Genomic DNA, 24398 nt, shown 5'->3' on the forward strand with positions numbered 1-24398 from the left:
TCTTTTTTGTTTCAATTACTTTCACCAAATCCAAGTCCAAAGGTAATTTCGTACATTTCGAGGAGTAATACGAATGAAGCGCTCACCGTCAAAGAAGCAATTTAAATTTGGAAGTGTTTCATCTGGATTTTCTGGAACAAAGGTGACGATGTTTTCGTTACTTGTAACGGTTACTGTAATTGGTGGGTCGGTAGGTGAGACTTGAAGTTGTAACGAAATATTGGCCGTATTTTTAAATTCATTATTAACAGGTGGACTTATTACTTGTACTGTGAATAACACGATAATTGTTTCGTTTGGTTCCAAATTAGTAGCGACTAGGAAACCGATATTCGGATTCGCTAGTGGAGAGCGTTCACCGTTAATAAAGACAGTGCCGTTTATAAATTGTAAACCTGCTGGAATAGTATCTTGTAATGAAATATTTGAGAGTGAAATTTTGGAAGTATTCGTAATGCGCACCGTGTAATCAAAATATTGATTTAAATAAGCAGAGCTGACGGAAGCATTTTTCGTGACTGTTGTAGTTATAAATTGAACTGGTATACGAACGATATTTGAATTAACAATGAAAGTAATAATTGGATCCTGTGGTGTCAATTGAAAGGCAGCGGTAACTGTTGCAGAATTTATAATTGTACTGTTTGAAGGAATAGAAGTTACGAGGACTTGAAATGTTATAGTTGCTACTGAATCTGCAGGTAAAGAGCCGATATTAATACCAGTGTCTGGACGAACATTTGGAACGGGAGTACCGTTAATTGTTACGCTGTTTTCTATAAATGTTGTACCAGCTGGAATTGTGTCTATAACAGAAGTGCTGATTGTCGGAATTGGGGAGTGATTAAATACCGCTAATGTGAATGTAATGATATCTCCTATAACGACAATAGATTTGTCAGTTGTTTTTTCAATACGAACCATCGGATCAATGACTGTCGTTGTAACGGTATTTGTTTGCTTTGTAATTGTAATAGGTGGTTTTGTTGGATCAATGATAACGGTATAGGAAACAGAAGCATCGTTATTAATTGTAGGTTGAAGAGTAGAAGAAGATATTGTCACTTGGAACGTAATAAAGACAGAGTCATTAGGAGCAAGATTTCCTAACGTAATACCATTTTCAGGATTCTCATTAGGCTGATTGATTCCGTTAATCGTAACACTACCAGCAACAAAAGTCGTATCTATTGGTACGGTGTCTATGGCAAGAAGGTTTTCAATCGTTACATTACCGCTATTCGTAATCGTAATTGTATACGTCAAAGTTTGAGCAGGTAAGGCATTCGTTACATCAACAGATTTTATGGCAATGACATTATCATTTTGGACAGTAGTTGTGACGGTATTTGTTGTAGTCGTATTTGTAACAGGTACGTTATTTGGGTTGACTATATAGTTAAAAGTAGTAATTGCGTTGTTGTTTAGTTCATTTGGTGTTGGAATAGAAGTCACAGTTACTTGGAATGAAACGATAGCATTTCCGTCAATAGTTATAGTACCAAGTGGTATGCCGCTTACTGGATTCGCTCCTGGAAGAGTTTCTCCGTTTACAATGACGCTATTTTCTATAAACGTAGTACCTTGAGGAATAATATCTTGAATGATCACATCATTTGTTGCAACATTACCGGTTTGATTTAGTGTAATCGTATATGTTAACGTATCACCAACCGTTGCAAATGCAAGGTCAACAGCTTTATTACTATTCAAATTTGCGTGATTAATTTCTGTTGCGGCAGCTGATGAAATAATAGTTTCGGTAATAGGTGGTCGATCTGGTACCGTGTATTCATATTTAATTGTACTCGTGTTAGAGATTGGATTTGTTTGTGGAATCGAAGTAACCCGTACTTGGAATAGAATAGTTGCTGTCGTATTAGGTGGAATGGTATCAATTTGTATACCGTTAAGAGGGTTGTCATTTGGCCGAGCGTTGCCGTTCACGATAACACTATTCTCTATAAAGCTCGTATTTACTGGGATGATATCTGTAGCAATAATGTTTTCTACTTGTATATTCCCATTGTTTGTAATGGAAATGGTATAAGGGATAATAGTTTGTAGGTCAGCATATTGGATAGGCGTTGTTTTTGTCGCAATTACATTAGCAGAAATAACTTCAGTGGAGGTAATATTGCTAGTCGATATTTGTTCTTCCACGTTTATTGTATAACGAGAAGTTGATTGATTTTGAACATGGCCGCTAGCAGGAAGAGCTACGACAGTAACAGAAAATGTGACTGGGATAGAAATATTAGGAGCAATCGTTCCTACAAGTATACCTGCACCTGGATTGGCGTTAAGCTGAGGAATGTTATTTACTAAAACGCTACCGTCAATAAAGGTTGTTCCATCGGGTATATTGTCTGTAAATACAACAGCAGTGGCATCCGTATTCCCTGTATTCGTTAAAGTTGTTGTATAAGTTAAAATGTCACCAATTGTTACAGAGGTCAAATCAACAGTTTTAAGTGAAACGATATCAGCATCATTAATTTGAACGAAAGTAGTATTGGAAGTAGTAGATTTTTGAATTGGTGCAAAGTCAGGATTGAAAATAAAGTCGTAGACGATGTTTGCAGTATTAGGTGTTGGATTTACAGCAGGTAAATTCGTAACGGAAACTTGGAATGTTATTGTAGCCATTTGACCTGCTGCGACATTAGGAATGGAAAAGCCGATATTCGGATCTGCTGCAGGAAGTACAGTATTGTTAACTATTACACTTCCTGGAATAAATACTGTTCCATCCGCTATAGTATCTGTAAAAAAGATGGAGTTAGTTGTAGTCGATCCATTATTTTGAATGAATACTGTATATTCAATGGTTTCATCAATGTTAGCTAATACAGTATTAGCGGATTTTGTAGCAATAAGAATAGCATCAATAAATTGTATATTTGTACTATTGGAAGAGGTTGTTTCTGAAATTGGTGGTCCGCTTGGGTCTGGTCGATACTCATAGTGAATGACGGCGATATTATTAATGTTATTTTGTGGCGGTATAGAGACTACACTTACTTGGAACGTAACAATAATCGTATTATTTGGAAGAATTATATCAAGATTGATACCGGTAATTGGATTTTCGTTAGGTCTTGGTACGCCATCTACAAGAATGCTATTTGGAACGAATGTGGTGCCAGCAGCAATTGCGTCAAGTAGGAGAGTATTTGTAATAGGTATTGTACCGGCGTTTGTAACTGCGACTGTATATGTGATGATTTGACCGATACGTGTAATGGATCTGTTAGCGGATTTAATTGCACTAACATTTGCCGTTCGCACTTCAGTATTTACTGCATTTGATAACGATCTACGCTGAATAATTGGAGAACTAGGGTCAATTTGGTATTCGTACGAAGTGTCTGAAATATTAATGACTGTATTGCCCTCTGGTATATTTGTAAGTTGTACTTGGAATGAAATAGTGACTGTTTCATTTGGTTGTATCGTGCCGAGAGTTACTCCGTTTTCAGGATTAGCGCCAGGCTGAGTTACATTATTTATTGCTAAGCTATCCTCAATGAATATAGTACCTTCTGGAATGTTATCAATGAACACGGTATTGTTAGCCGGAACGGTTCCTATATTTTGTAGTGTATTTGTGTAGGTAATAATTTGCCCGATTGATATGAAATTTACATCCGCGCTTTTAACAGAAATAATATTTGCATTTTGAAGTGATGTTGTAACAATGTTAGAATTTGCAGAGCGATTTACTGGTGGGGCTGTAGGAATACTTACATATTGGTAAGTTGCTGAAGATTGATTTGCAATTTCGGTTTCAGTAGGTGGATTATTTGTTTGCACTTGAAATAGTATCGTTTTGGAACTGTTTGCTGGAATTGTTCCAATCGGTATTCCGTTTTCAGGATTTACACCTGGCTGAAGGACACCATTAATTGTGACACTATCGGGAACGAATGTAGTCCCAGCTGGAATAAAATCTGTGAAATTAATATTTATTGCGTCAACATTACCGATATTTTTCACTTCAGAAATATAAAGTATAGTTCCACCGATATCTACAGTTGTTGGATTGGATGTTTTAGTAATTGTCAATTGTGCTTGCACGAAATTTGTAATGACGATATTACTAGTAGATGTTTCAGTAATAGGCGGTTGCCCTGGGTCTGGTTGGATTGTATATGTTGTATTGGATTGATTTGTAATCGATTCTTGCGAGAATGAATCGTTAATAAGAATTTGGAACGAAATAAGATGAGTAGCGTTTGCTGCTAGGGTAGGTAAAGTAACACCTACATTTGGATTAGCACCAAGTATAGTTGTTCCGTTAAGTGTAAAACTATTTTCTACGAATGTAGTATTTGGGGAGATAGTATCTGAAAATATGAGATTAGTAGCTGGAATATTTCCGGTATTTTCTAGTGTTATTGTGTAAGTCAAAATATCACCTGTTGTTGCTTGTTGTGAATTGACTCCTTTTAAAGAAAGGATAGTCGCATCCGAAATTTGTGTGAAAGCAGGATTAGACGTAATTGTTCGAGAGATGATAGGGGCAGTTGGATTGGCGATAAAAGTATAGTCAATACGGGCTGTATTAGAAATTGGGTTCACGCTTGGAATAGATTGAACGATAACTTGGAATGTTACAGTGACGTTTTCTGACGGTGCGATGGAGTTTAATGGTATTCCTACGTTAGGATTGGCACCTGGAACGGAAATACTATTAATAGTTACGCTATTCGGAATAAATGCAGTTCCTTCTGGGACCAAATCTGTTAAAGTAACTGTATTTGCAGTAGTATTTCCGTTGTTTTGAACGACTACTGTGTAAGTGATTGTACCGTCAGTAGATTGTACGAGAGAATCTGTACTTTTAATTACGGATAACGATGCATCAACAACAGCTGTATTAACCGTATTAGACGAGGATGTTGCTGTAACAGGAGGTTGACTTGGATCGACAATATACGTGTAACTTGTAAGTGCTTGATTTATAATCGCTCCTTGCGGTGGAATAGAACTTGCAAGAAATTGGAACGTAATAGTAGCGGAATCACCTGGTGCGATAATACCAACTGGAATACCGAGAGTTGGACTTGCATCTGGAAGTGAAATCCCGTTGAGCGTAACACTATTTGGAACAAATAATGCTCCTTCAGGAACTCCGTTAATGAGTAATACAGAGTTTGCAGGGAAGTTTCCAGTATTCGTTAATGTTGCTGTATACGTAATTATATCCCCGATAGATACAATTGAACGATTTGCTTGTAAAACAGTTGTAACAGTCGCGTTATTAATTTGTGTTGAAGCGCTATTAGAATTTATTGTGCCTGTAACAGGAGGAGAGGCCGGATCAACGATGAATGCGTATTGAATAGATGCTACGTTTGTAATCGGATTTGAAGGTGGAGTTGATGTAACTATGACTTGGAAAGTAACGGTTAAGGAACTACCTGCGCTAACTGTTCCGACATTAACTCCATTATTTGGATTTGCGCCTGGAATGGTACTTCCATTTACAGCAAAACTATTTTCAACAAAGGTCGTACCTGCTGGAACCATGTCTGAGAAATTTACATTCGTTGCATTTGTATTGCCGCTATTTTGAATCAAAACTGTATAAGTGATCGTATCTCCAATATTTGCAAAGGCTGTATTAGCAGTTTTTACAGCTGAAAGTATTGCTGAATTAATAGAGGTAACGAAGACGTTCGTTTCCACATTGCCAGGCTGAGCCAGTAATGCATTGCCTACGTTATATTGGAAGTTAACAAATCCTAAGTTTTGGAGTTCAGGTGTGAACGTTGTTGGATTACTTACGATTTGTACTTGGAATATGATTGTAACAGTTTGATTTGGATTGATTGTATTTATGCCAACACCGTCAATGATAGAAGCCGATGGTAATGGAGTGCCATCAACAATAACTGATCCTGCAACAAATTGTGTCCACGATGGTAAAGGGTCTGAGAATATAGCGTTGTTAGCAGGAATATTGCCTGTGTTCGTAATAGTCGTTGTATACGTAATTGTATCACCAATCGTTGCAAAAGTTTTATCTCCTATTTTAATAGTATTTAAAATAGCACTTTCAATTTTTGTTGTAACGTTGTTAGAAATAATATTTTTTGAAACTGGAGGATTAGCTGGATTAACGATATGTTGAAAGCTAACGCTAGCTTGATTAGTAATTGGATTTATAGGCGGAATTCCATTGGCGAAAATGTGAAATGCTACGATGACAGATTCGTTTGGCGCGATATCACCGATTGGAACGCCTGTAATGATATCTGCATTTGGGATGCTAGTTCCGTTTAGTGTAAAGCTATTCGGTTCAAAGGAAGTTCCGTCTGGAATAAGGTCGGTAAAAATAACATTCGTTGCACTCACATTTCCGCTATTTGTAATTGTAACGGTGTAGGTAATATCCTGCCCGATATCTACCGTAGATACATCTGAATTTTTTTGTGCAGTAAGGATAGCGCTATTAATTTGTGTTGTCGTTGTATTAGATTGATTGGAAGTTGTAATAGGTGGCTGGCTAGGATCAACGACATAATGATATGTGGTAGAAGCAGAGTTAGAAATGGGATTAAGTGTTGGAAGTGTAATAACAGTTGCTTGAAATGTAACGATTGCCGTATTACCACCATTAATGGAACCAATATTTACACCAGTTGATAAATCGGCGTTTGGAATGGTTTGCCCATTAGCTGTGAAACTATTTGGAACGAAACTTAAATTGCTATCAAGAATATCGATAATAGTTACATCAGTTGCGGTCACATTCCCGGTATTAGGGAGGTTAAGTGTAAATGTTATTGTATTACCAATATCCGCGAAAGTAAGATCTGCTGTTTTTGTGCTAATAATAGTTGCGTTGTTTATTTGAAGAAGTGTAGTGTTGGAAGTAGCTGCACTTGAAATGGGGGGATTAACAGGATCAACAGTAAACTCATACGTCGTTGCTGCTGTATTTGGTGCTGGGTTACTAGGGGGAATATTGTTTACTGTAACTTGAAAGACGATACTATATATTTCATTTGGTGGAAGTGTTGCAAGTAATACACCTGTATTTGGATCCGCGTTAGGTTGTAAAACGCCATCGACAGTTAATGTGTTAGGAACAAATGTGAGTCCACTTGGTAATGCATCTGTGAATACAATATTAGTTGCATCGGAATTGCCTACATTGGTAATAGAAGTAGTATAAAAAGCAGTTTGCCCGATATCTGCAAAGGATACACTTTCATTTTTCGTCATAGATAATATTGCTTCTTTAATTTGTGTTGAAACAGGATTACTAATTGAAGTTTCTGCATCAGGTGGTGAGACTAATTGGTACGATGTTGATGAGAAATTTACAATTGGGTTTTGGGTTGGTAATGAGGTCACATTTACTTGGAATGAAACAGTTACTGTAGCCCCAGCTGTTATCGGCCCAATATTTACACCGTTTGTTGGATCTGCACCACTTTGAGGAATTCCATTAATAGAAAATGAATTTGTAATAAATGTCGTTCCGCTCGACATAGCATCTGTGAAAATAACATTTTGTGCGGAGGAATTTCCATTGTTTGTTAAAGTGACAGTATAAGTGAGTGTATCTCCGATGTGGCTAAAAGCTTTATCAACTTGTTTCGATGAAAGAATGGTAGCAGTATTAATTGTAGTAAACGTTGTGTTTGAAGTAACATTTCTTGAAACAATAGGTGCATTGGGATCAGCGATAAATGTGTAAGAAGCACTAGCGGAATTGGCAATAGGATTTTGAACAGGGGTAGAAGTAGCAGTCACTTGAAATGCTATAGATATTGAGCTGTTAGGGGCAATTGATCCAATCGTTATGCCTGTATTAGGATTCAATCCAATTTGTGTGATTCCATTTATTGTAACGCTGTCAGTAATAAATGTTGTACCATCTGGTATAAGATCAGTGAAAGTAATATTCGTTGCATTTGTATTGCCGTTATTCGTTAAAATTGTCGTATAGGTAATGGTATCGCCTAGTGTTACAAGCGTTTGATCGACCGATTTTATCATCGTTATCATAGCATCTAATACTGGGTTTGTGACAATATTCGTTGAAGTAGAAGTAGTAGCAGGAGTTCCGTTTGGATCAACAGTATAAGAATATAAAATTGTATCGTTACCCATAATTGAACTTGAAGGAGGAACAGAAATAACATTTACTTGGAAGGTAACAGTTACTGTTTCACCAGGCGCGATATTTGGTATATTTACTCCGAGTGCTGGCTGTGCACCAAGCTGTTGGATGCCATTTATTGTGACGGAATCTGGTATAAAAGTAGTACTAGCTGGAATTGCACTTGTAAAAGTTATATTTGTAGCTGGTGTATTTCCTGTATTTGTAATAGTTGTTGTATACGTAAGTGTATCCCCGACGGAAATAATAGATTTATCCACACTTTTTTGGGTTGTTAATATCGCACTGTTAATAGTTGTCGAAACCGTATTAGATACATTCGTTTGTGATACGGCAGGTTGGCTAGGGTCGACCACATGTGAAAATTGTACAGAACTAGAATTAGAAATTGGATTTATACTTGGAATGTTTGTAACAAGTACGTTGAGAGTAATAACGGCCGTTCCATTTGGGTTTATATTTCCAATCTGAATCCCGTTAGCTGGATTTCCGATTTGCTGTGTACCAGAATCGTTTGTAAGAGTGCCAGATATGAATGTCGTTCCGTCAGGTAAAATATCTGTGAAAATTATATTTTGTGAAGTGACATTTCCAGGGTTATTTAATGTAATCGTATAAGAAATTGTATCGCCAATTGTTGCGAAAGTTTTATCTACAGATTTGATTGCCACAATTTCCCCAGAATTTATTTGTGTCGAAACGGGATTAGATGTCGTATTTCTTGAAACGAGTGGTAAATTAGGTCCTGTCATAAATTGATAATCAATGGAAGCTCCGTTTACAACTGGTGAGTTTGGCCCCCCAGGTCCAATTGTGAAAATTGGATTTGGAATGCTAACTACTTGCACACGGAAGGTAACGTTTGTAAAATCTCCTGCAATAATATCCCCAATTGGTATCCCATTCGCGGGATTTACCCCAGGTAATAAAACCCCGCCTACTCGAACGCTATCCTCTATAAACACTGTATTATTTGGAATTGGATCTGTAAAAATGATATTCGTAGCAGTTGCGTTTCCTATATTCTCCAATAAAACAGTATACGTTAAAAATGAATTTCCAGGTGCTACGTCAGAAAATAGTCGATCCACACTTTTCGTTGCTTGAATAATTGCTTCGTTAATTTGAACTAAAGTTGGATTACTTGTAGCTGTTTCTGTCACAGGCGGCTGGGTAGGATCAACAATGATCAAGTATGTTGTGCTAGATTGGTTCAAAGTTGGATTGGTAGCTGGTATTGAGCCAACGATAGCTTGAAAGCTAATTGTTGTCGTTCCTCCAACTGGAATTGAGTCTAAAGAGATCCCGCTATCTGGTCTAAATCCAAGTTGTGGGATGGTATTAATTTGTACGCTATCAGGAACGAATGAAAGTTCAGGTGGTAATATATCGATAAAAACAGGTGTGTTTGCGGTAGTATTTCCGCTATTGGTGAGGGTAGTTGTATACGTAATTGTATCTCCAACAGCAGCAAAAGCACTGCTTGCAGTTTTTGTTGCGATAACAGAAGCAGTATTTACTTGTGTAAAAGTTTTATTAGATTGAACTGTTCGTGAAACTGGCGGTTCATTTATATCTACAATAAAGCTATATTGAAGCGATGATTTGTTCGGGATGGGATTCGGGTTTGGAAGTGTTGTAATGTTTACTTGAAAACTGAGTGTAGCAGATGCATTTGAATTCAAGTTACCAATATTGATACCGTTTTGTGGATTTGCATTCGGAACGGTTACACCATTTATCTTAAAGCTATTTGGGATAAAGGTAGTACCGTTTGGAATTGTATCAGTAAAAATAATGTTGTTCGCAATAGTATTTCCGGTGTTTGTAATAGATGAATTGAATGTAATTGTATCACCAATTGTAGCGAAAGTTGTACTAGCGCTTTTATTTATTACTAAAGTAGCGTCAATAATTGGTGTAACTGTTGTATTTGTTACGGTGCTACCAACAGCAGGAGATTGGTTTGGGTTCACGGTATATTCATAATTTACAAGAGCATTATTTGTTAATGTGCCACTAGGTGGTATCGCTAAAATTTGTGCTTGAAAAGTAATGAATACAGTATCTCCTGGCGAAATATCTGCCAAGTGAACACCAAGTGATGGATCTAATCCTGGTTGTGGAACATTATTGATAGTTACGGAGTTTTGGATAAATGAAGCTCCTGCGCCAAGCCCATCTGTTAAAACAGTTGCACTAGCAGGGATATTACCTGTATTTGTTACTGCAATCGTATAGGTAACAATATCACCAATTGCAGCTGTCGGTGTATTCACAGACTTCGTAGCGACAATAGTAGCGTTATTAATTTGAGTTGTTATTACGTTACTTAACGTATTGGCGGATGCTGGAGGTAAGTTAGGATCTACGACATACTGGTACGTTGTATTGCTTTGGTTCGGGATTGGATTTGGATTCGGGATAGAATTTACTTGTACTTGGAATGAGATGATTGTATTTGCATTCGGATTTATTGGGTCGATTGCAATTCCGCTTGCTGGATTGACATTAGGCAGTGTATTCCCGTTTACAGTAACACTATTAGGAATGAACGATGTCCCGTTTGGAATTACATCTGTAAATATTACATTTGATGCAAGTGTGTTCCCGTTATTCGTTAAAGTAGTTGTGTACGTAATAATATCATTTACGTTAGCAAACTGTTTATCTGCCGATTTAGTAGCGGCAATTGAGGCGTTATTAATAGTTGTCTGTACAGTGTTAGAAGCAACCATCTGCATTACAGCTGGTTTGGATGGATCATACGTATATTGGAATGTTGTGCCTGATTGATTTGTAATTGGGTTTACAGCAGGGATAGTTGGTACAAAAACTTGGAATGCAACAGTGCGTGATGAATTCGCTCCTATCGTACCAATCGAAATGCCGTTAGCAGGATTTGCATTAGCTATAGGGACATTATTAATCGTTACAGTATTAGGAATGAAGAGGGTACCCGCTGGAATGATATCTGTAAATGTTACATTAGCAGCAGGGATATTCCCGTTATTCGTTAAAATAGTCGCATATAGTATGACATCACCGACATCAGCGAAGTTCGTACTCGTTAGTTTTGTAGCAACGATATTAGCAGTATTAATTTGTGTAGTTACTATATTGCTAGCAGTGTTTCTAACAAGAGCAGGTAAGTTTGGATCAGCGATAAAGCTATATTGAAGTGCAGCGCTGTTTTGAATTGGGTTTGGTGAAGGTAGCCCATTTGCACTTATTTGAAACACAATCGTTGTAAAACCACCCGAAGGAATGGAGCCCACTTGAAGACCGGCACTAGGGTCTGCACCTAGTTGTAAAGCACCACCTATAAAAATACTATTTGGAACGATAGTGGTGCCATTAGGGATTATATCGGTAACAATAACATTATTTGCTGTAGTATTGCCAAGATTAGCTAAAGAAATTGTATATGTGATTGGTTGCCCGACGTCGGCGATAGTTAAATCTACTTCTTTGACAATAACGACATTTGCTAAATTAATTTGTGTACTTACAGTGTTACTTACAGATGTTTCTATAGTTGGTGGATCGCCCGGATTTAAAATAAAGCTATACTGTGTACTAGATGAATTTAATGTTGGATTTTGTGTTGGTAAAGAGGTGACGGTTACTTGATAAGAGACGGTAAGTGAACCGTTAGCAGCAATGGAAGGTAGCGGAACACCTATATTTGGATCTGCGTTATTTTGAAGTACACCATTAATAAGAAAAGTGTTTGGAATAAAGGTAGTACCGTCTGGATTCGTATCTACGAAAGTAGGGCTATCAGCAGAAACACTTCCTGCATTCGTCAAAGTAACAGTATAAGTTAATATATCCCCTACGGTAGCGAACTCTCGATCCACTGTTTTGGCTGAAATGACATTTGCATCGTTTACTTGAGTAAATGTAGTGGTTGAAGTAGTGTTCTTACTTACAGGTGAAGTGTTTGGATCAACGATAAAGTTATAGGAGATGGAAGCGCTATTTGAAATAGGGTTTGGATTTGGAATGCTAGTTATTACTACTTGGAATGAAGCTGTAATTGTAGTATTAGCATTGATGCTACCAATATTGATGCTAGCTGGTGTAACGCCTGGCTGAGTAACACTGTTAACTATAACGCTGTTTGGGACAAAGGCGGTTCCATTCGCAATTGAATCAGATAGTAATACATTGTTCGCTGCAACATTTCCATCGTTAGTAAGAGCAAAGGTGTAAGTTAATACATCGCCAACTTCCGCAAACGTTTTATCTACAGATTTATTAACGTGGAGATTTGCTAGTCTAATTGTTGATGTAACAGAATTAGAATTTGCTGTTTTTGAAGTCGGTGGCAAACTTGGATTTACAGTGTAAATATAAGAGGCGAAAGCATTATTAATAATAGGGTTTTGGGCAGTAATGTTAATGACTGTTACTTGAAAGGATAAGGTAAAAGTAGCTCCACCAGGAATTGTGCCGATAGGTAAAGCAACGAGAGAATCTACATTCTGCAAAACTCCGTTTAGTGTTACAGTACCAAGAGTCAATATCGTTCCGTTTGGAAGTGGATCTGTTAGTTGAACGTTATTAGCGGTTGCATTTCCACTGTTTGTAATAAGGATTGTATAACTTATCGTTTCGCCAATTGTGGCAAATTGTTTGTTAGTTGATTTTGTTAATGTTAAATTCGCATTGTTAATTTGAGTGGAAACGAGATTAGAAGAAATGTTTTTTGTAACGGGAGATTGGCTAGGGTTGACGGTATATTGATAAGAAGCGCTTGATCCGTTAGATACGACATTTGACGCGGGTATTGTGTTTACTACTACTTGAAATGCAACAGTTTTTATTGTGCCGCTTGGGATGGATCCAATGTTCACACCGCTAGCGGGATTTGCGCCCACTTGTGTCGTGCCATCTATTGTTAAACTGTTTAGAACGAAAGTTGTTCCAGTAGGAATGACATCCGTAAAAATAACATTGTTCGCATTTGTATTACCTGTACCTGTAAAGGAAACGGTGTACGTTAGTGTATCACCAATATCTGCAAAATTTTTATCTACTGCTTTTGCCATTGTTACAGTAGCGTTATTCACTTGAGTAGATACGATATTGGTCGTATCAGTCCCACTTACTGCAGGTTGATTTGGTACAGGAATGTATTGATATGTTGTTGTACCACTATTTAATATTGGATTTGTTTGGGGGATAGAAGGAACAAATACTTGAAATGAAATAGTAGTAGTAGAATTTGCAGCAATTGATCCAATTGATATACCATTAGCGGGATTTGCGCCAGCTTGAGTAACTCCGTTCACAGTTACACTTCCTGGAATGAAAGTAGTCCCGCTAGGAATCGGATCCGTATATATAACATTTGTTGCAGCAATATTTCCTATATTAGCTAGGGCAATACTGTAAGTTAATGTTTCACCAATATCTGTGAAAAGTTTGTTAACTGATTTTGTTCCATTAATATCTGCCAGGTTAATTTGTGTTCCAGCAGAGTTGCTTGTTGCAAGACCGTTAAAGGTTGTTCCTCCAGCGATAGGTGTATATTGAAATGTAATATTAGCAGTGTTAGAGATAGGATTTTGACTTGGAAGAGAAACGACAGTAGCTTGGAAAGTTACTGTGCGAGAAGCACCATTATTAATTGATCCAAGTGATATACCAGCCGCGGGATTTGCATTTGTTTGTGGTACGTTATCTACTGTTACAGTGCCGGGTATAAAAGAAGTACCGTTAGGGAGACTATCTATAAAAATAGCGTTATTGGCAGGAAGAAGTCCAGTGTTAGGGATAGTAACTGTATAAGTGAGAATATCTCCAATTGCAGCAACACTTTTATTTACGCTTTTCGTTGCTTGTATATTTGGTGAGTTTATATTAATTTGTAAGCCTACTGTATTCAACATATATGCGTCTCCGTTAGTAGTTAAACGGATTGCGGCGGATACTTGTGAGTTTGTTAAATAAGGAGAAATATCAATAGAAGTAATATCCCAGCCCTGTCTTCCAGCGGAGATGTTTGTACCTGTAGAAGCACTTTGATTTCGCGTTCCAAATGTCCCAGTTGTATCTAAATTTCCTGCAGCATTATTAATTTGAGAACCGAAGAAATTATTTACAGCATTATTTGGCCCAGATAAAGCATTTAATGAACTGAAATTTGGTCCAAATAATGCTTGATCCCCTATTAAATCTGCATCTCCTTCAATAGAACTTAAAAATAATCTCCCGCTTACAGGTCCTCCTGAAGGTGTTAAAAATCCAGAAACAGCTACATCGGCACTACCGGTATCAGCAGAAACACGGTTACCCGCTACATAAATGGTTAAGTTTCTTGCTGGCAATGTCCCGTTTTGATAAGCGACGATAAGCGTCCATCCAGCCGAATTAATTGTTCCATTAGAAGCATCTATAGGATCTACAAGTCCAGGAACCGCGCCTGTAGTATAGGAACCAGAACCTCCCGCTTGAATAAGGGTTGTTACGTCTGCTGAACGAGTGTAAAAGCCAAAGGTAATAGAGTTTGAAACGAATGTTTGGTTTGAAGCCGTAACAGCTGAAGGAGTAATCGAGTATGTTGAAACAGGTGTTGTAAAAGAAACTGGGTTTCCTAATACACTCGTAATGTTTTGATCACGAGATAAATAGTTTCCACCCCAAACGAGTTCTGCGTAAAGAATAGTACTACCAGCAGGGATATTTAAAATAGCGGTAGAACTATTTTGTGTATAGTTTAACGTTGTACCAGCAGGAAAAGTAGGTACTTGTAAAGCAGTATTCGTAGTTGCGAATGCACCAATTGCCCCGATTGTACCAGCACGGTTTTGATTACTAATTTTACTTAAGCCTAAAGTATTTCCAGTAATAGCGAGTGCGCCGTTAGTGGTGGTAGAAAATCGATTCGTAATGGGCATGTTGTCACCTCATTTACAATATAGTCTTGGTCAAAATAACATATGTATGTGACAAATGAATGGAAACATGTACAAGTTGATTTAGTAATAATGATTTAAATGTCTAGATAAGGGGATGGAGTATGATTGAATTGGAAATTAGGGTGGAGCGTCTTAGTAAAGAACAAATAGGCGATATTGTAGCATTATCTTCTTATATTGGCTGGGATTATAACAGAGAAGAAATTGATACAGTTTTTAACTCAGGTATTGTATACGGCGTATGGAATGAGCGAAAGGAACTTATTGCTAGCGCAGCAATAATATTATACGGGGAGGCGTTGGCATCTATCGGAATGGTAATTGTACATCCAGATTATAAGGGAAGAGGAATTGGAAAGGTGATAACGAATTCATGCATGAGTAGCGTATCAGCTCAAACTCCAAGTATGCTTATTGCTACGGATGAAGGGAAGCCCTTATATGAAAAATTAGGATTTAGGGTAGTAAGCTATGTCTCTAAATATATTTGTAACTCGTACAATGCGAATCATAAATGTGCAGAAAATGAAGAATGTATGATGGTTTATAAAGAGGGTGATTTAGAAGGAATAATAAAAATAGATGAAGGCGCATTTGGGACAAGCCGAAACGAGTTTTTAAAACAAAGAATTATGCAAAGTGAGCGATGTGTCGTTTTAAAGGATACGAAAGAAAATGTAGTAGGATACGGTATAAGTGTACAAACGCCAGAAAATAAAATAATTGGACCAGTCGTTGCTAAAAATAATACGATGGCAATGAGAATAGTACATGATTTAGCAAGAGGGCATCATGGTAAATTAAGAATGGATGTACCAGAAGGAAAGAATGGTTTCATGAAAGAATTAGAGATTACTGGTTTTCAAAAGGTTAATACACCACCAATTATGATGAAAAATAGCGACAAATTATTAAAAAGGAGTAATGAACTGTATAGCATTGCAGCACAAGTTTTTGGGTGAAAAAAGAATCCTTTCGTGAAAAGGATTCTTTTTTATAGCCAATCTAATCACGATATTGGTCATGAGTAGGTTGAAAGAGGTCTTCCACGACATCTCTAACAACTGAAAAATGATCAACGTTATAATGACCGTGTAAAGTTTTATTGTGATGACCAATAATTTGTTCTGCAGACAATACGTTAGAATCAGTTGTTGAATGCCCGTTTTTAATTAATGTAACGTCAAATCCTTGTACAGTTGCTGTTCTAACGGCAGTGTCGATACAATGTTCTGTCTTACATCCGCCTATAACAATATGATTAATGTTTTCTTCTTTTAAAAGTTCAAGTAAAGAAGTGCCGTAGAATGAATTGGTTGCTGCTTTATTAATAAGGATTGCAGACTGGGGTACTTGAATTTGATTATGTACTTCAAATCCTTCGCCACTACCAGAAGCAACATCGATATCTCTTACGAAAACAATAAGAGCATTTGAATCTATTGCTTTCTGCAGTGCTATATTTAGTGTAGATAATAGCTCGGTTTTACGAAAAACTTCATTTTCTTGCTCATTTCCATCAATTAATTCTTGTTGAGCGTCGATAATTAATAGTGCTTGTTTCATCGTGTCTCCCCTTTAATATGAAATAAGTTCCACTTTACATATTCCTTCAGATTGTTAGAAAATCCTCCATTGTAAGCGAAGTAGAAGATTGATTTACAAAGTTGTCAAAGAAATTTCATTCTCATAGCGTGTAAAAACATGTATCATAGGAGATGGAGAATTGTTGAGTAGGTGGGAATAACATGCAAACAGTAGAAGATTATCTTTCATTCTTACATACGAAAGGATTTAAATTATCAGAGGAAGCGCAAGGGTTTATTATGTTCGGACAAGGATATACTGGTGCGTCTGATGGGATTGTGAACGCAGCAATAGAAGCGACAATTAAACATCAATTACAGTTTGATGGTAGTTATTTCGTTGCGTTATTAGAACGATTGAAAGAGGAAGAAATTACAGATAAAAAAAGCGCTAAGGCTTTTATGCGGAAGTTACAAGCGTAACTTCACGCAGCCTGCGCTTCTTTTTTTGTTTTGGAAGGTAATTCAACAAAAATCATGCCTAGAAAAATACATAGACATCCGATAATAGCAGAAATAGAAAGTTGTTCATTTGCAACGAGAACGCCTGTTAAGGCAGCAAAAACGGGCTCCATTGCGAAAATAATTGCTACTCTCGTTGGAGAAGTGTGTTTTTGTGCCGATGTTTGAATGAAAAAAGCAATAGATGTTGCAAACAGGGCAGTTAGAAAGAGTGCGAATAAAAAGGATTGATTCGTCCATAGTGATACGGAAAATAACTTTTCCCAATCTTCAAACAAGAAAGCGCAAATAGAAGAAAATATACCAACAGCTAATACTTGAGATGTGCTTAATAATAAAGGTGATATTTTTTTAGAAAAGAAGCCGTTAATAAGAATATGGGCAGCGAAAGCGACTGCACAACCGAGAACAAGTATATCTCCTATATTTAATTGGAAAGAATCAGCAGCTGTTAATAAGTACAAACCTGTTGTAGCTACAGCAATACCAAGTACGATGAAAATGGTAGCTTTTTGTTTTAAAAAGATAAATGATAAGATTGGGACCATAACAATGCTTAGCCCAGTTAAGAAACCTGCTTTTGAAGATGTTGTATAGAGTAAGCCAAATGTTTGCAATAAATAACCGACAAATAAGAAAAAACCAACGATTATCCCTGCCGTGCTACTATGTTTTATATCTTGTTTTGAAGTTTTTTGTGAGAAAATAATTTGAACGAATAATAAAATAATTCCAGCGAATAAAAAGCGAATACCATTAAACGTAAATGGACCAACGAAAGACATAGCGTTTTGAACGACAACAAACGTAGCTCCCCAAATAAAAGAGACAAATAATAAAGCAAGAGGAGCAATCCACTCTTTTTTCACACTCATACCCCCGTTAATTTTGTAAGATAGCTTTTCTAGCTAATTCATCAGCTACTTTATTTTGACTACTTGGAATCCACTTAATAAAAAAGAGATCGAAGTTTTTTATGTACTGCAGCGCTTCATCTAAAAGAGGTGCAAATATTTTATTTTTTGCGTATTCCTTTTCAACAGCCCGTTCGACAAGCTGGGAATCTGTACGAAAAGAGACAGTGCTATAATTATGCTCGATGCAATATTTTAATGCTAGAAGTAAAGCGCGGTATTCTGCTTCATGATTGGACATTGTTCCAAGTGGTAATGATAATTGTACAGGCGGCTGAACGCCTTTAATAAACACTCCTGCACCAGAAGGACCAGGATTTCCTTTTGATGCACCATCAATATATACTTCAATCAAAATGAGAAACCTCCAAATTATAAGATTATCCCCTACTTAAATGCTTTTTGAAGTAGGGGATAGAGTAGTTATCCGATTGTGATGCTATAACGACATGTAAATGTTTCATTCGCTTGTAACGATTGAATTCCCTTTTTGTCCTTGAAATCTTTTGCTGGATTTATTTCATCAGCGATTCCATACCAAGGTTCAATACATAAGAAAGGTGCGTTATCCCCTGGTGTCCATACGCCGACAAATGGGAAGCCATCAAATTCTACTTTTACAAATTTATTATGTTTATGAGAACGAATCGAAATTTCATTCGTATTCATATTTTCAAAAATAAGCGCATCATTTTTGAATAAATCATATGTAAGTGGCAATTCAGTTGTATTTTCAGCGATTAATTGCTTTTTGTTTGAAAGATAAGGTCCTTCTAATACGCTTGTTTCTAAGCGTTCCGAACCATTAAACGATAAATGATAATCTGTAAATGATTCACCGTCCAATAAAGGGAAGTTGAAGCCAGGATGTGCTCCGATTGAGAAGAACATCTCTTTTGAAGTAGGATTGTTTACTTCATATGTTATATGAACGCTTTGTCCATTTAGCTCATAAGAAACGAGTAATTCGAATTCGTATGGGTATTTTTTTAATGTTTCTTCATTACTAGTAACGATATAAGTGATTTTTGTTTCGCTTTGTTCTTTCACAGAGAAAGTAAGATCACGAGCGAAACCGTGTTGTGTTAATGAATATGGTTTACCGTCTACGTAGTATGTATTATCTACTAATCGGCCGACAATTGGGAACAAAATTGGTGCACGGCGTCCCCAATAAGTAGAATCACCTTGCCATAAATATTCTGTGTTGTCTTCTTTTAAGCGAACGCTCTGTAATTCTGCACCTTTGTCAGAAATGGAAACGATCACTTTTTCATTTTGAATTGTTGCTGTCATGAAGTGAAACCTCCTAAATCTTTCATATGTTTCATTATACGTTGTCTAAAAGGAAAAAGGTAGTTTATGATAGGAATCTATTGACGAAAGAGGGGCTACCACGTAAAATATAATCTTGTTGCTTAAAAAACGAATAACGTGGTTCGAAACCATCCCACGTAAAAAAACTAAGGAGATTTTGTCATGAATATTAGAACTTTAGTCGGTAATGGTATTTTAGCGGCATTATATATTGCTGTTTCTATGCTTATTCAGCCATTTGGCTTTACGAATGTACAATTTCGTATTTCAGAGATGTTTAATCATCTCGTTGTATTTAACAAGAAAGCAATTTACGGAATTGTATTAGGTGTATTTTTAACGAATCTCTTTTTCTCACCTATGATCGCTTACGATTTAGTATTTGGAGTAGGGCAATCTATTCTTGCGTTAGTTGCAACGATTATTTCTATGCGATTTATTAAAGGTGTTTGGGCTCGTATGATTTTTAATACAGTTATCTTTACGATTACAATGTTTATGATTGCAATTGAACTTCATCTTGCATTGGGTTTACCATTTATGTTGTCTTGGTTAACTTGTGCAATTGGTGAATTTGTTGTCATGGCGATCGGTATGCCTGTAATGTACTGGATTAATAAGCGAGTACAATTTGAAAGATTTATGTAATAGATGAAAGAGCTATTCCTATAGGGATAGCTCTTTTTGTATGTAATCATATTGAATATAATGCTGTGACTCTAGATAAAATATAATAAAATAGAGTGAGGCTTCAATTAGCCGGATATATATAAGAAGTCTTACATAAGGGGAATGTAGTATGAAATATAAAATTCATTGGTTGTATAAAACGAAGCGTGGATTGCAGACGGAATTAACAACAGAGTATATGAACATAGAAGAAGTACTTCAATTTGCAGAGGATTTTGAGAAAACAGGAAGAGCTAAGGAACTTTTATTTTACGATGAAATGGACGCAGAATGGTCATTAAAAGAGATGAAAAAGTTAAGTAAGCAAGTAGAGGAAGAGCCCCAAGAAATACTCGTTTATTTTGATGGGGGGTATGATGTGCAAACGAAAGAAGCTGGCGCTGGTATATGTGTGTATTATAAAAAAGGAAATACAAACTACCGCATTCGCCGCAATGCATATATAGAAGGTATATATGATAATAATGAAGCGGAATATGCATCATTATTATACGGTATGAATATACTCGAGGAACTAGGGATTAAGTATGAAGCAGTTACACTTCGCGGAGACTCACAAGTGGTACTGCAGCAATTAGCCGGAGAATGGCCTTGTTATGATGAACATTTAAATCATTATTTAGATCAAATTGAACAAAAGGCGAAGCAAATGAAATTAAAACTTTTATGTGAGCCGATATCTAGAAAACAAAATAAAGAAGCACATCAATTAGCAACGCAAGCATTAGAAGGAACAGTTATTGATAGTCATAAAGAAATAACCGAATAGAGAGGTGCAAAGGTGGATAAAAAGCAACTCATTACAGAGGTAAATGACTTATTAGAAACGTATTGTGAAGGATGTTTTTTGCGAGAACATAATCGAAAGACAAATAGTAAGTATTATGCTCATTCATTTTGTATAAGACAATGTACAGTTGGAGAAACATTGAAAAAGTATGGAGAACAGTTATCATAAAAAAACATCCAGAGAAAATTCTCTGGATGTTTTTTAGTGCTTTGCTTCGTTTAATTGCTGCTCGCATTTGCTTAGTTTCTTTTCCTCGTTCATTAAAAATGGTTCATCTAAATCTACTGCAACAGATTTCATAATTTCAAGCTGTGAGCGAGCTGCTTCTACTGCAGTAGTAGCATGCTCTAATGTATCTGGATCCATTGAAATTGTTGCTGATCCTACCATTTTTTGTGCTGTTTCTACACGGAATTTTACTTCTTCAAAATCATTTACTTCTGATCCCATTGTTACTGCCTCCTTTGTATATTGCGCATTTCACATAGTTTTTGCTCTGTAAAACGGAAATATACAAAGGAATAATAAAGGAGGTTACCAAGTAAGGTAACCTCCTGTTATATGTTGGATTAAAGTTTTACTACGTTAGCAGCTTGAGGTCCGCGGTTACCTTCAGTAATGTCGAAAGATACTTCTTGACCTTCTTCTAAAGCTTTATAGCCGTCTCCTTGAATAGCAGAGAAATGTACGAATACATCGTCAGCGCCTTCCATTTCGATAAATCCAAAACCTTTTTCGTTGTTAAACCATTTTACTTTTCCTTGCATGTTATAATTCCTCCTAAAAGCGTTTACTATTTTCATTTAGTGAAATTCATTTAAAAAATAATATAAACTAAAAATGCTATATTCTTGAATATTCTGCTAAATGATTAATTTAAATATACACGAATTGGGAGAATTTAGTCAAGTAAGCGATTTTATTTTTTGTATTTTTAAATAATTTTTCAGTCGAATTTTTAAATAGGTATAGGACAGGCCGAGTATGTAATATTCTTAATTGAATGCTATACATAATGAGGTGAAAGAATGAATAAGTCTTATTTATTAGATAATGAAGGAATAAGAACGAGAACCGACATACCGGATTGGGTTGCAAAAGAATTTGAGATTTTTTTAAGTGTCGTGTTAGAACCAACTTTTCCATGTTATTTCGGTTTAACAGCTTTGAAAAAGAATGAACTTCGTTATTCATTTCTTTCTCATAATGATTGGAGTCATTTGCCGCATACAATGTTATCTTTTTTAGAGTTAATGAAAGAGAGGCCGATTGTAAGAAGGGGCTTTTTCCTTTTTATAGAACCGGAATGTGAAGAACAATCACTCGAATATTACCGTGATTCCTTTTGGAAAGTGTTACAGTATTTACATGAAAACGATGAGCAAGCATGGCCAAAGCAGATTCCTGAAGATCCAGACCATCATTTATGGGAATTTTCATTTGGTGGTGAACCAATATTTGCATTTGGAAATGCGCCAGCTTATAAACAACGAAAAACTAGACATTTAGGGAATTCTCTCGTTATTGGGTTTCAGCCACGCACTATTTTTGATGGATTAGAGGGAGATCGTCCTAAAGGAGCATATTCAAGACAAATGGTCCGTGAGCGAGTTGAAAAGTGGGATCAATTGCCGAAACACCCTAACATTAGTCATTATGGTGACCCAGAGCATCGTGAATGGAAACAATATTTCATAGGAGACGATGTAGAACCAATAAAAGGGAAATGTCCTTTTCTTCATAGGATAGAAAAGTAAGAGCCATCACCTAGATGGCTCTTTTGTATATTTTGGATAAAAAAGGGTATTTTATTACGAAAGCTAGTCTATTTTTTCAAATTATATCATTAACTAGTAATAAAGAGAGTAGAAAGGATAGAGTGATGTTTGGAGCAATTATACAGCAAATCGTATTAGGTATTTCATTAGCTGCACCAGTAGGGCCGATTAATATTGAAATGTTAAAACGAGGAATTGAACGTGGGTTTTGGCATGCTTGGGTTGTTGGAATTGGTGGAATGACTGCAGATGTTTTATTTATGTTACTCATTTATTTCGGTTTATCTTCTGTGTTTATGTATACATATGTACAAGCCTTCATGTATTGCACGGGTTTTTTCTTGTTATTTTATTTAGGATTTCAAAGTGTAAAACAAGGAATTTTCCACTCGAATATGGAATATAAAAAAGAAGAGGTAGGTGGCCTTAAGCAATCGTTTATGGCAGGATTTTTAATTGCGATATCCAATCCATTAAATCTTGTTTTTTGGTTTGGTATATACGGAAGTACACTTAGCTCATTACTTACGAAGGTAACGAAACAAGAAGCTTTTTTGTACAGTCTTTGCATTATTGCTGGTATTATTTTATGGAATTTAAATATTGCTTTTTCTGTACATTTTGGAAGAACTTTATTAAAACCAAAAGCGCTTGGCTACATAACAGCCGGAGCAGGTATTATTTTAGTAGGATATTCTATACATTTTGCATACAAAGCTTTACAGTTGTTCACATAAGATTGAAGGGGAGATTTTTATGTATCGAACCACTATTGACGGAAAAGAAATTATCATTACGTTAGCGCCAAAAATCCGAAAAGAAATTACTGATAGAAATCCACTATATGAGGCGGTATTTCATAATGCTGCAAGATTGCTACAAACAAAGCAACCGACGTTTGCAGTAAATCATGAAATATTTGGGCTCATTATTGGAGAAGTGCAAAGAGGAGAAGTAACAGTATTTGCAGTGGAACATATTATTCCGAAGCAAAATATATTTGGATCGAACAATTTTTTCTCGACAATAGAACAGCAGGCAAATTTGTAAAGTGAATAGAATAAGAATAGAAAAGAAATAGTCGTAACGATATGTTGCGGCTGTTTTTTTGGAAAAGGGGGAAACAGGATGAAGAAAGTGGGGAAAGAGTTCTTTTTACAACATGATATCGTTATTATGTATAGCATTCTATTTATTTTCATTATTATTTTAAAAATGCAATTTTTTACGTGGTTTGGGATGTTAGCATGTATGTTTGGGATTGTTTTCTATACACTTAATGAATATATGACACATCGTTTTTTATTCCATATAAAGCCACCTAAAAACACATTTCTATTAAAAATGTTAAGAAGATTACATTATGATCACCACGTATATCCAGAGGATTTAAAACTTTTGTTTTTACCTGTATGGTTTAGTATACCTAGTTTTACTATTTATTTGCTTATAGCATATGGTATTACAAAAAGTGTTACTATTACACTTTCATTTGGAATCGGAATGATTATCATGCTGCTCGTTTACGAATGGAAACATTATATTGCCCATAGACCGATTCGTCCCGTCACTAAGTTTGGAAGATGGCTAAAAAAACAACATATATTACACCATTATAAAAACGAAAAGTTTTGGTTCGGTGTTTCAAATCCAGTATTCGATTTTATATTTGGAACACTTAAAGACGGAAAAGATGTTGAGTTAAGCGAAACAGCTCGTAATTTGGAAAAGGAAAAAAAGACAAAAGTAGTGCGTTAAGCACTGCTTTTGTCTTAATGAAGAAAAAAAGTAA

The 24398-nt window shown here is 36.2% G+C and carries 16 protein-coding genes and 1 riboswitch; of the genes, 9 read left to right on the forward strand and 7 right to left on the reverse strand.

The annotated features are described in order from the left end of the window. Nucleotides 1-21 precede the first annotated feature (21 nt). On the reverse strand, nt 22-15048 hold the full coding sequence (locus tag BM089_RS03570) for a DUF7507 domain-containing protein (RefSeq protein WP_090975963.1): 15027 nt from the start codon (nt 15046-15048) through the stop codon (nt 22-24). A 122-nt stretch (nt 15049-15170) separates the two neighbouring features. On the opposite strand from BM089_RS03570, the gene BM089_RS03575 reads away from it, so the two are divergent. Next, on the forward strand, nt 15171-16031 hold the full coding sequence (locus BM089_RS03575) for a GNAT family N-acetyltransferase (protein WP_090975964.1): 861 nt from the start codon (nt 15171-15173) through the stop codon (nt 16029-16031). Nucleotides 16032-16074: 43 nt separating this feature from the next. Here BM089_RS03575 and BM089_RS03580 read toward each other — a convergent pair whose 3' ends face one another. After that, nucleotides 16075-16635 carry a cysteine hydrolase family protein gene (locus BM089_RS03580; protein ID WP_090975966.1) on the reverse strand — a complete coding sequence of 187 codons (561 nt, stop codon included), beginning with the start codon at nt 16633-16635 and terminating at the stop codon, nt 16075-16077. A 182-nt stretch (nt 16636-16817) separates the two neighbouring features. Here BM089_RS03580 and BM089_RS03585 point away from each other — a divergent pair, with 182 nt between their 5' ends. Further along, nucleotides 16818-17078 (forward strand): DUF6123 family protein, encoded by a 261-nt coding sequence (locus BM089_RS03585; RefSeq protein WP_001195212.1) that lies wholly within the window; start codon nt 16818-16820, stop codon nt 17076-17078. Nucleotides 17079-17080: 2 nt separating this feature from the next. Here BM089_RS03585 and BM089_RS03590 read toward each other — a convergent pair whose 3' ends face one another. The 3 genes from BM089_RS03590 to BM089_RS03600 form a co-directional block, all read right to left on the reverse strand. Then, nucleotides 17081-17986 carry a DMT family transporter gene (locus BM089_RS03590; RefSeq protein ID WP_000712599.1) on the reverse strand — a complete coding sequence of 302 codons (906 nt, stop codon included), beginning with the start codon at nt 17984-17986 and terminating at the stop codon, nt 17081-17083. 13 nt (nt 17987-17999) lie between these two features. Continuing rightward, nucleotides 18000-18386 carry a reverse transcriptase-like protein gene (locus BM089_RS03595; RefSeq protein ID WP_000573877.1) on the reverse strand — a complete coding sequence of 129 codons (387 nt, stop codon included), beginning with the start codon at nt 18384-18386 and terminating at the stop codon, nt 18000-18002. Between the two features lie 68 nt (nt 18387-18454). Then, nucleotides 18455-19327 (reverse strand): aldose 1-epimerase family protein, encoded by an 873-nt coding sequence (locus tag BM089_RS03600; RefSeq protein WP_023521584.1) that lies wholly within the window; start codon nt 19325-19327, stop codon nt 18455-18457. A gap of 132 nt (nt 19328-19459) precedes the next feature. Further along, nucleotides 19460-19504: riboswitch (PreQ1 riboswitch) on the forward strand. Between the two features lie 6 nt (nt 19505-19510). Between BM089_RS03600 and BM089_RS03605 the strand changes: the two genes are divergently transcribed. From BM089_RS03605 to BM089_RS03615, 3 genes are all read left to right on the forward strand, one after another. Further along, a complete protein-coding gene (locus BM089_RS03605; protein WP_001026474.1) occupies nt 19511-19996 on the forward strand; it encodes a QueT transporter family protein in 486 nt (161 codons plus the stop codon). Between the two features lie 151 nt (nt 19997-20147). After that, nucleotides 20148-20807, forward strand: coding sequence for a ribonuclease H family protein (locus BM089_RS03610; protein ID WP_065228561.1), 660 nt, complete (start codon nt 20148-20150; stop codon nt 20805-20807). Nucleotides 20808-20819: 12 nt separating this feature from the next. After that, on the forward strand, nt 20820-20996 hold the full coding sequence (locus BM089_RS03615; protein ID WP_000358801.1) for a zinc-finger domain-containing protein: 177 nt from the start codon (nt 20820-20822) through the stop codon (nt 20994-20996). A gap of 33 nt (nt 20997-21029) precedes the next feature. Here BM089_RS03615 and BM089_RS03620 read toward each other — a convergent pair whose 3' ends face one another. Together BM089_RS03620 and cspB are read right to left on the reverse strand one after the other, a co-directional pair. Then, nucleotides 21030-21278, reverse strand: coding sequence for a DUF2564 family protein (locus tag BM089_RS03620; protein WP_000534400.1), 249 nt, complete (start codon nt 21276-21278; stop codon nt 21030-21032). A gap of 119 nt (nt 21279-21397) precedes the next feature. After that, nucleotides 21398-21595 (reverse strand): cold shock-like protein CspB, encoded by a 198-nt coding sequence (cspB, locus tag BM089_RS03625; RefSeq protein WP_001161731.1) that lies wholly within the window; start codon nt 21593-21595, stop codon nt 21398-21400. Between the two features lie 261 nt (nt 21596-21856). On the opposite strand from cspB, the gene BM089_RS03630 reads away from it, so the two are divergent. From BM089_RS03630 to BM089_RS03645, 4 genes are all read left to right on the forward strand, one after another. Further along, the gene (locus BM089_RS03630) at nt 21857-22585 is read left to right on the forward strand and encodes a YqcI/YcgG family protein (protein WP_090975968.1); all 729 of its coding nucleotides are present in this window, start codon (nt 21857-21859) and stop codon (nt 22583-22585) included. A 14-nt stretch (nt 22586-22599) separates the two neighbouring features. Next, entirely contained in the window at nt 22600-23343 is a 744-nt protein-coding gene (locus BM089_RS03635) for a LysE family transporter (RefSeq protein ID WP_001196847.1), read from the forward strand. Nucleotides 23344-23362: 19 nt separating this feature from the next. Beyond that, the gene (locus tag BM089_RS03640; protein WP_000286363.1) at nt 23363-23656 is read left to right on the forward strand and encodes a hypothetical protein; all 294 of its coding nucleotides are present in this window, start codon (nt 23363-23365) and stop codon (nt 23654-23656) included. Between the two features lie 78 nt (nt 23657-23734). Then, entirely contained in the window at nt 23735-24364 is a 630-nt protein-coding gene (locus BM089_RS03645; protein WP_090975970.1) for a sterol desaturase family protein, read from the forward strand. Nucleotides 24365-24398: the final 34 nt, after the last annotated feature.

It is taken from the genome of Bacillus sp. 5mfcol3.1 (assembly GCF_900114335.1).
In the GTDB taxonomy this organism is placed as follows: Bacteria; Bacillota; Bacilli; order Bacillales; family Bacillaceae_G; genus Bacillus_A; species Bacillus_A thuringiensis_S.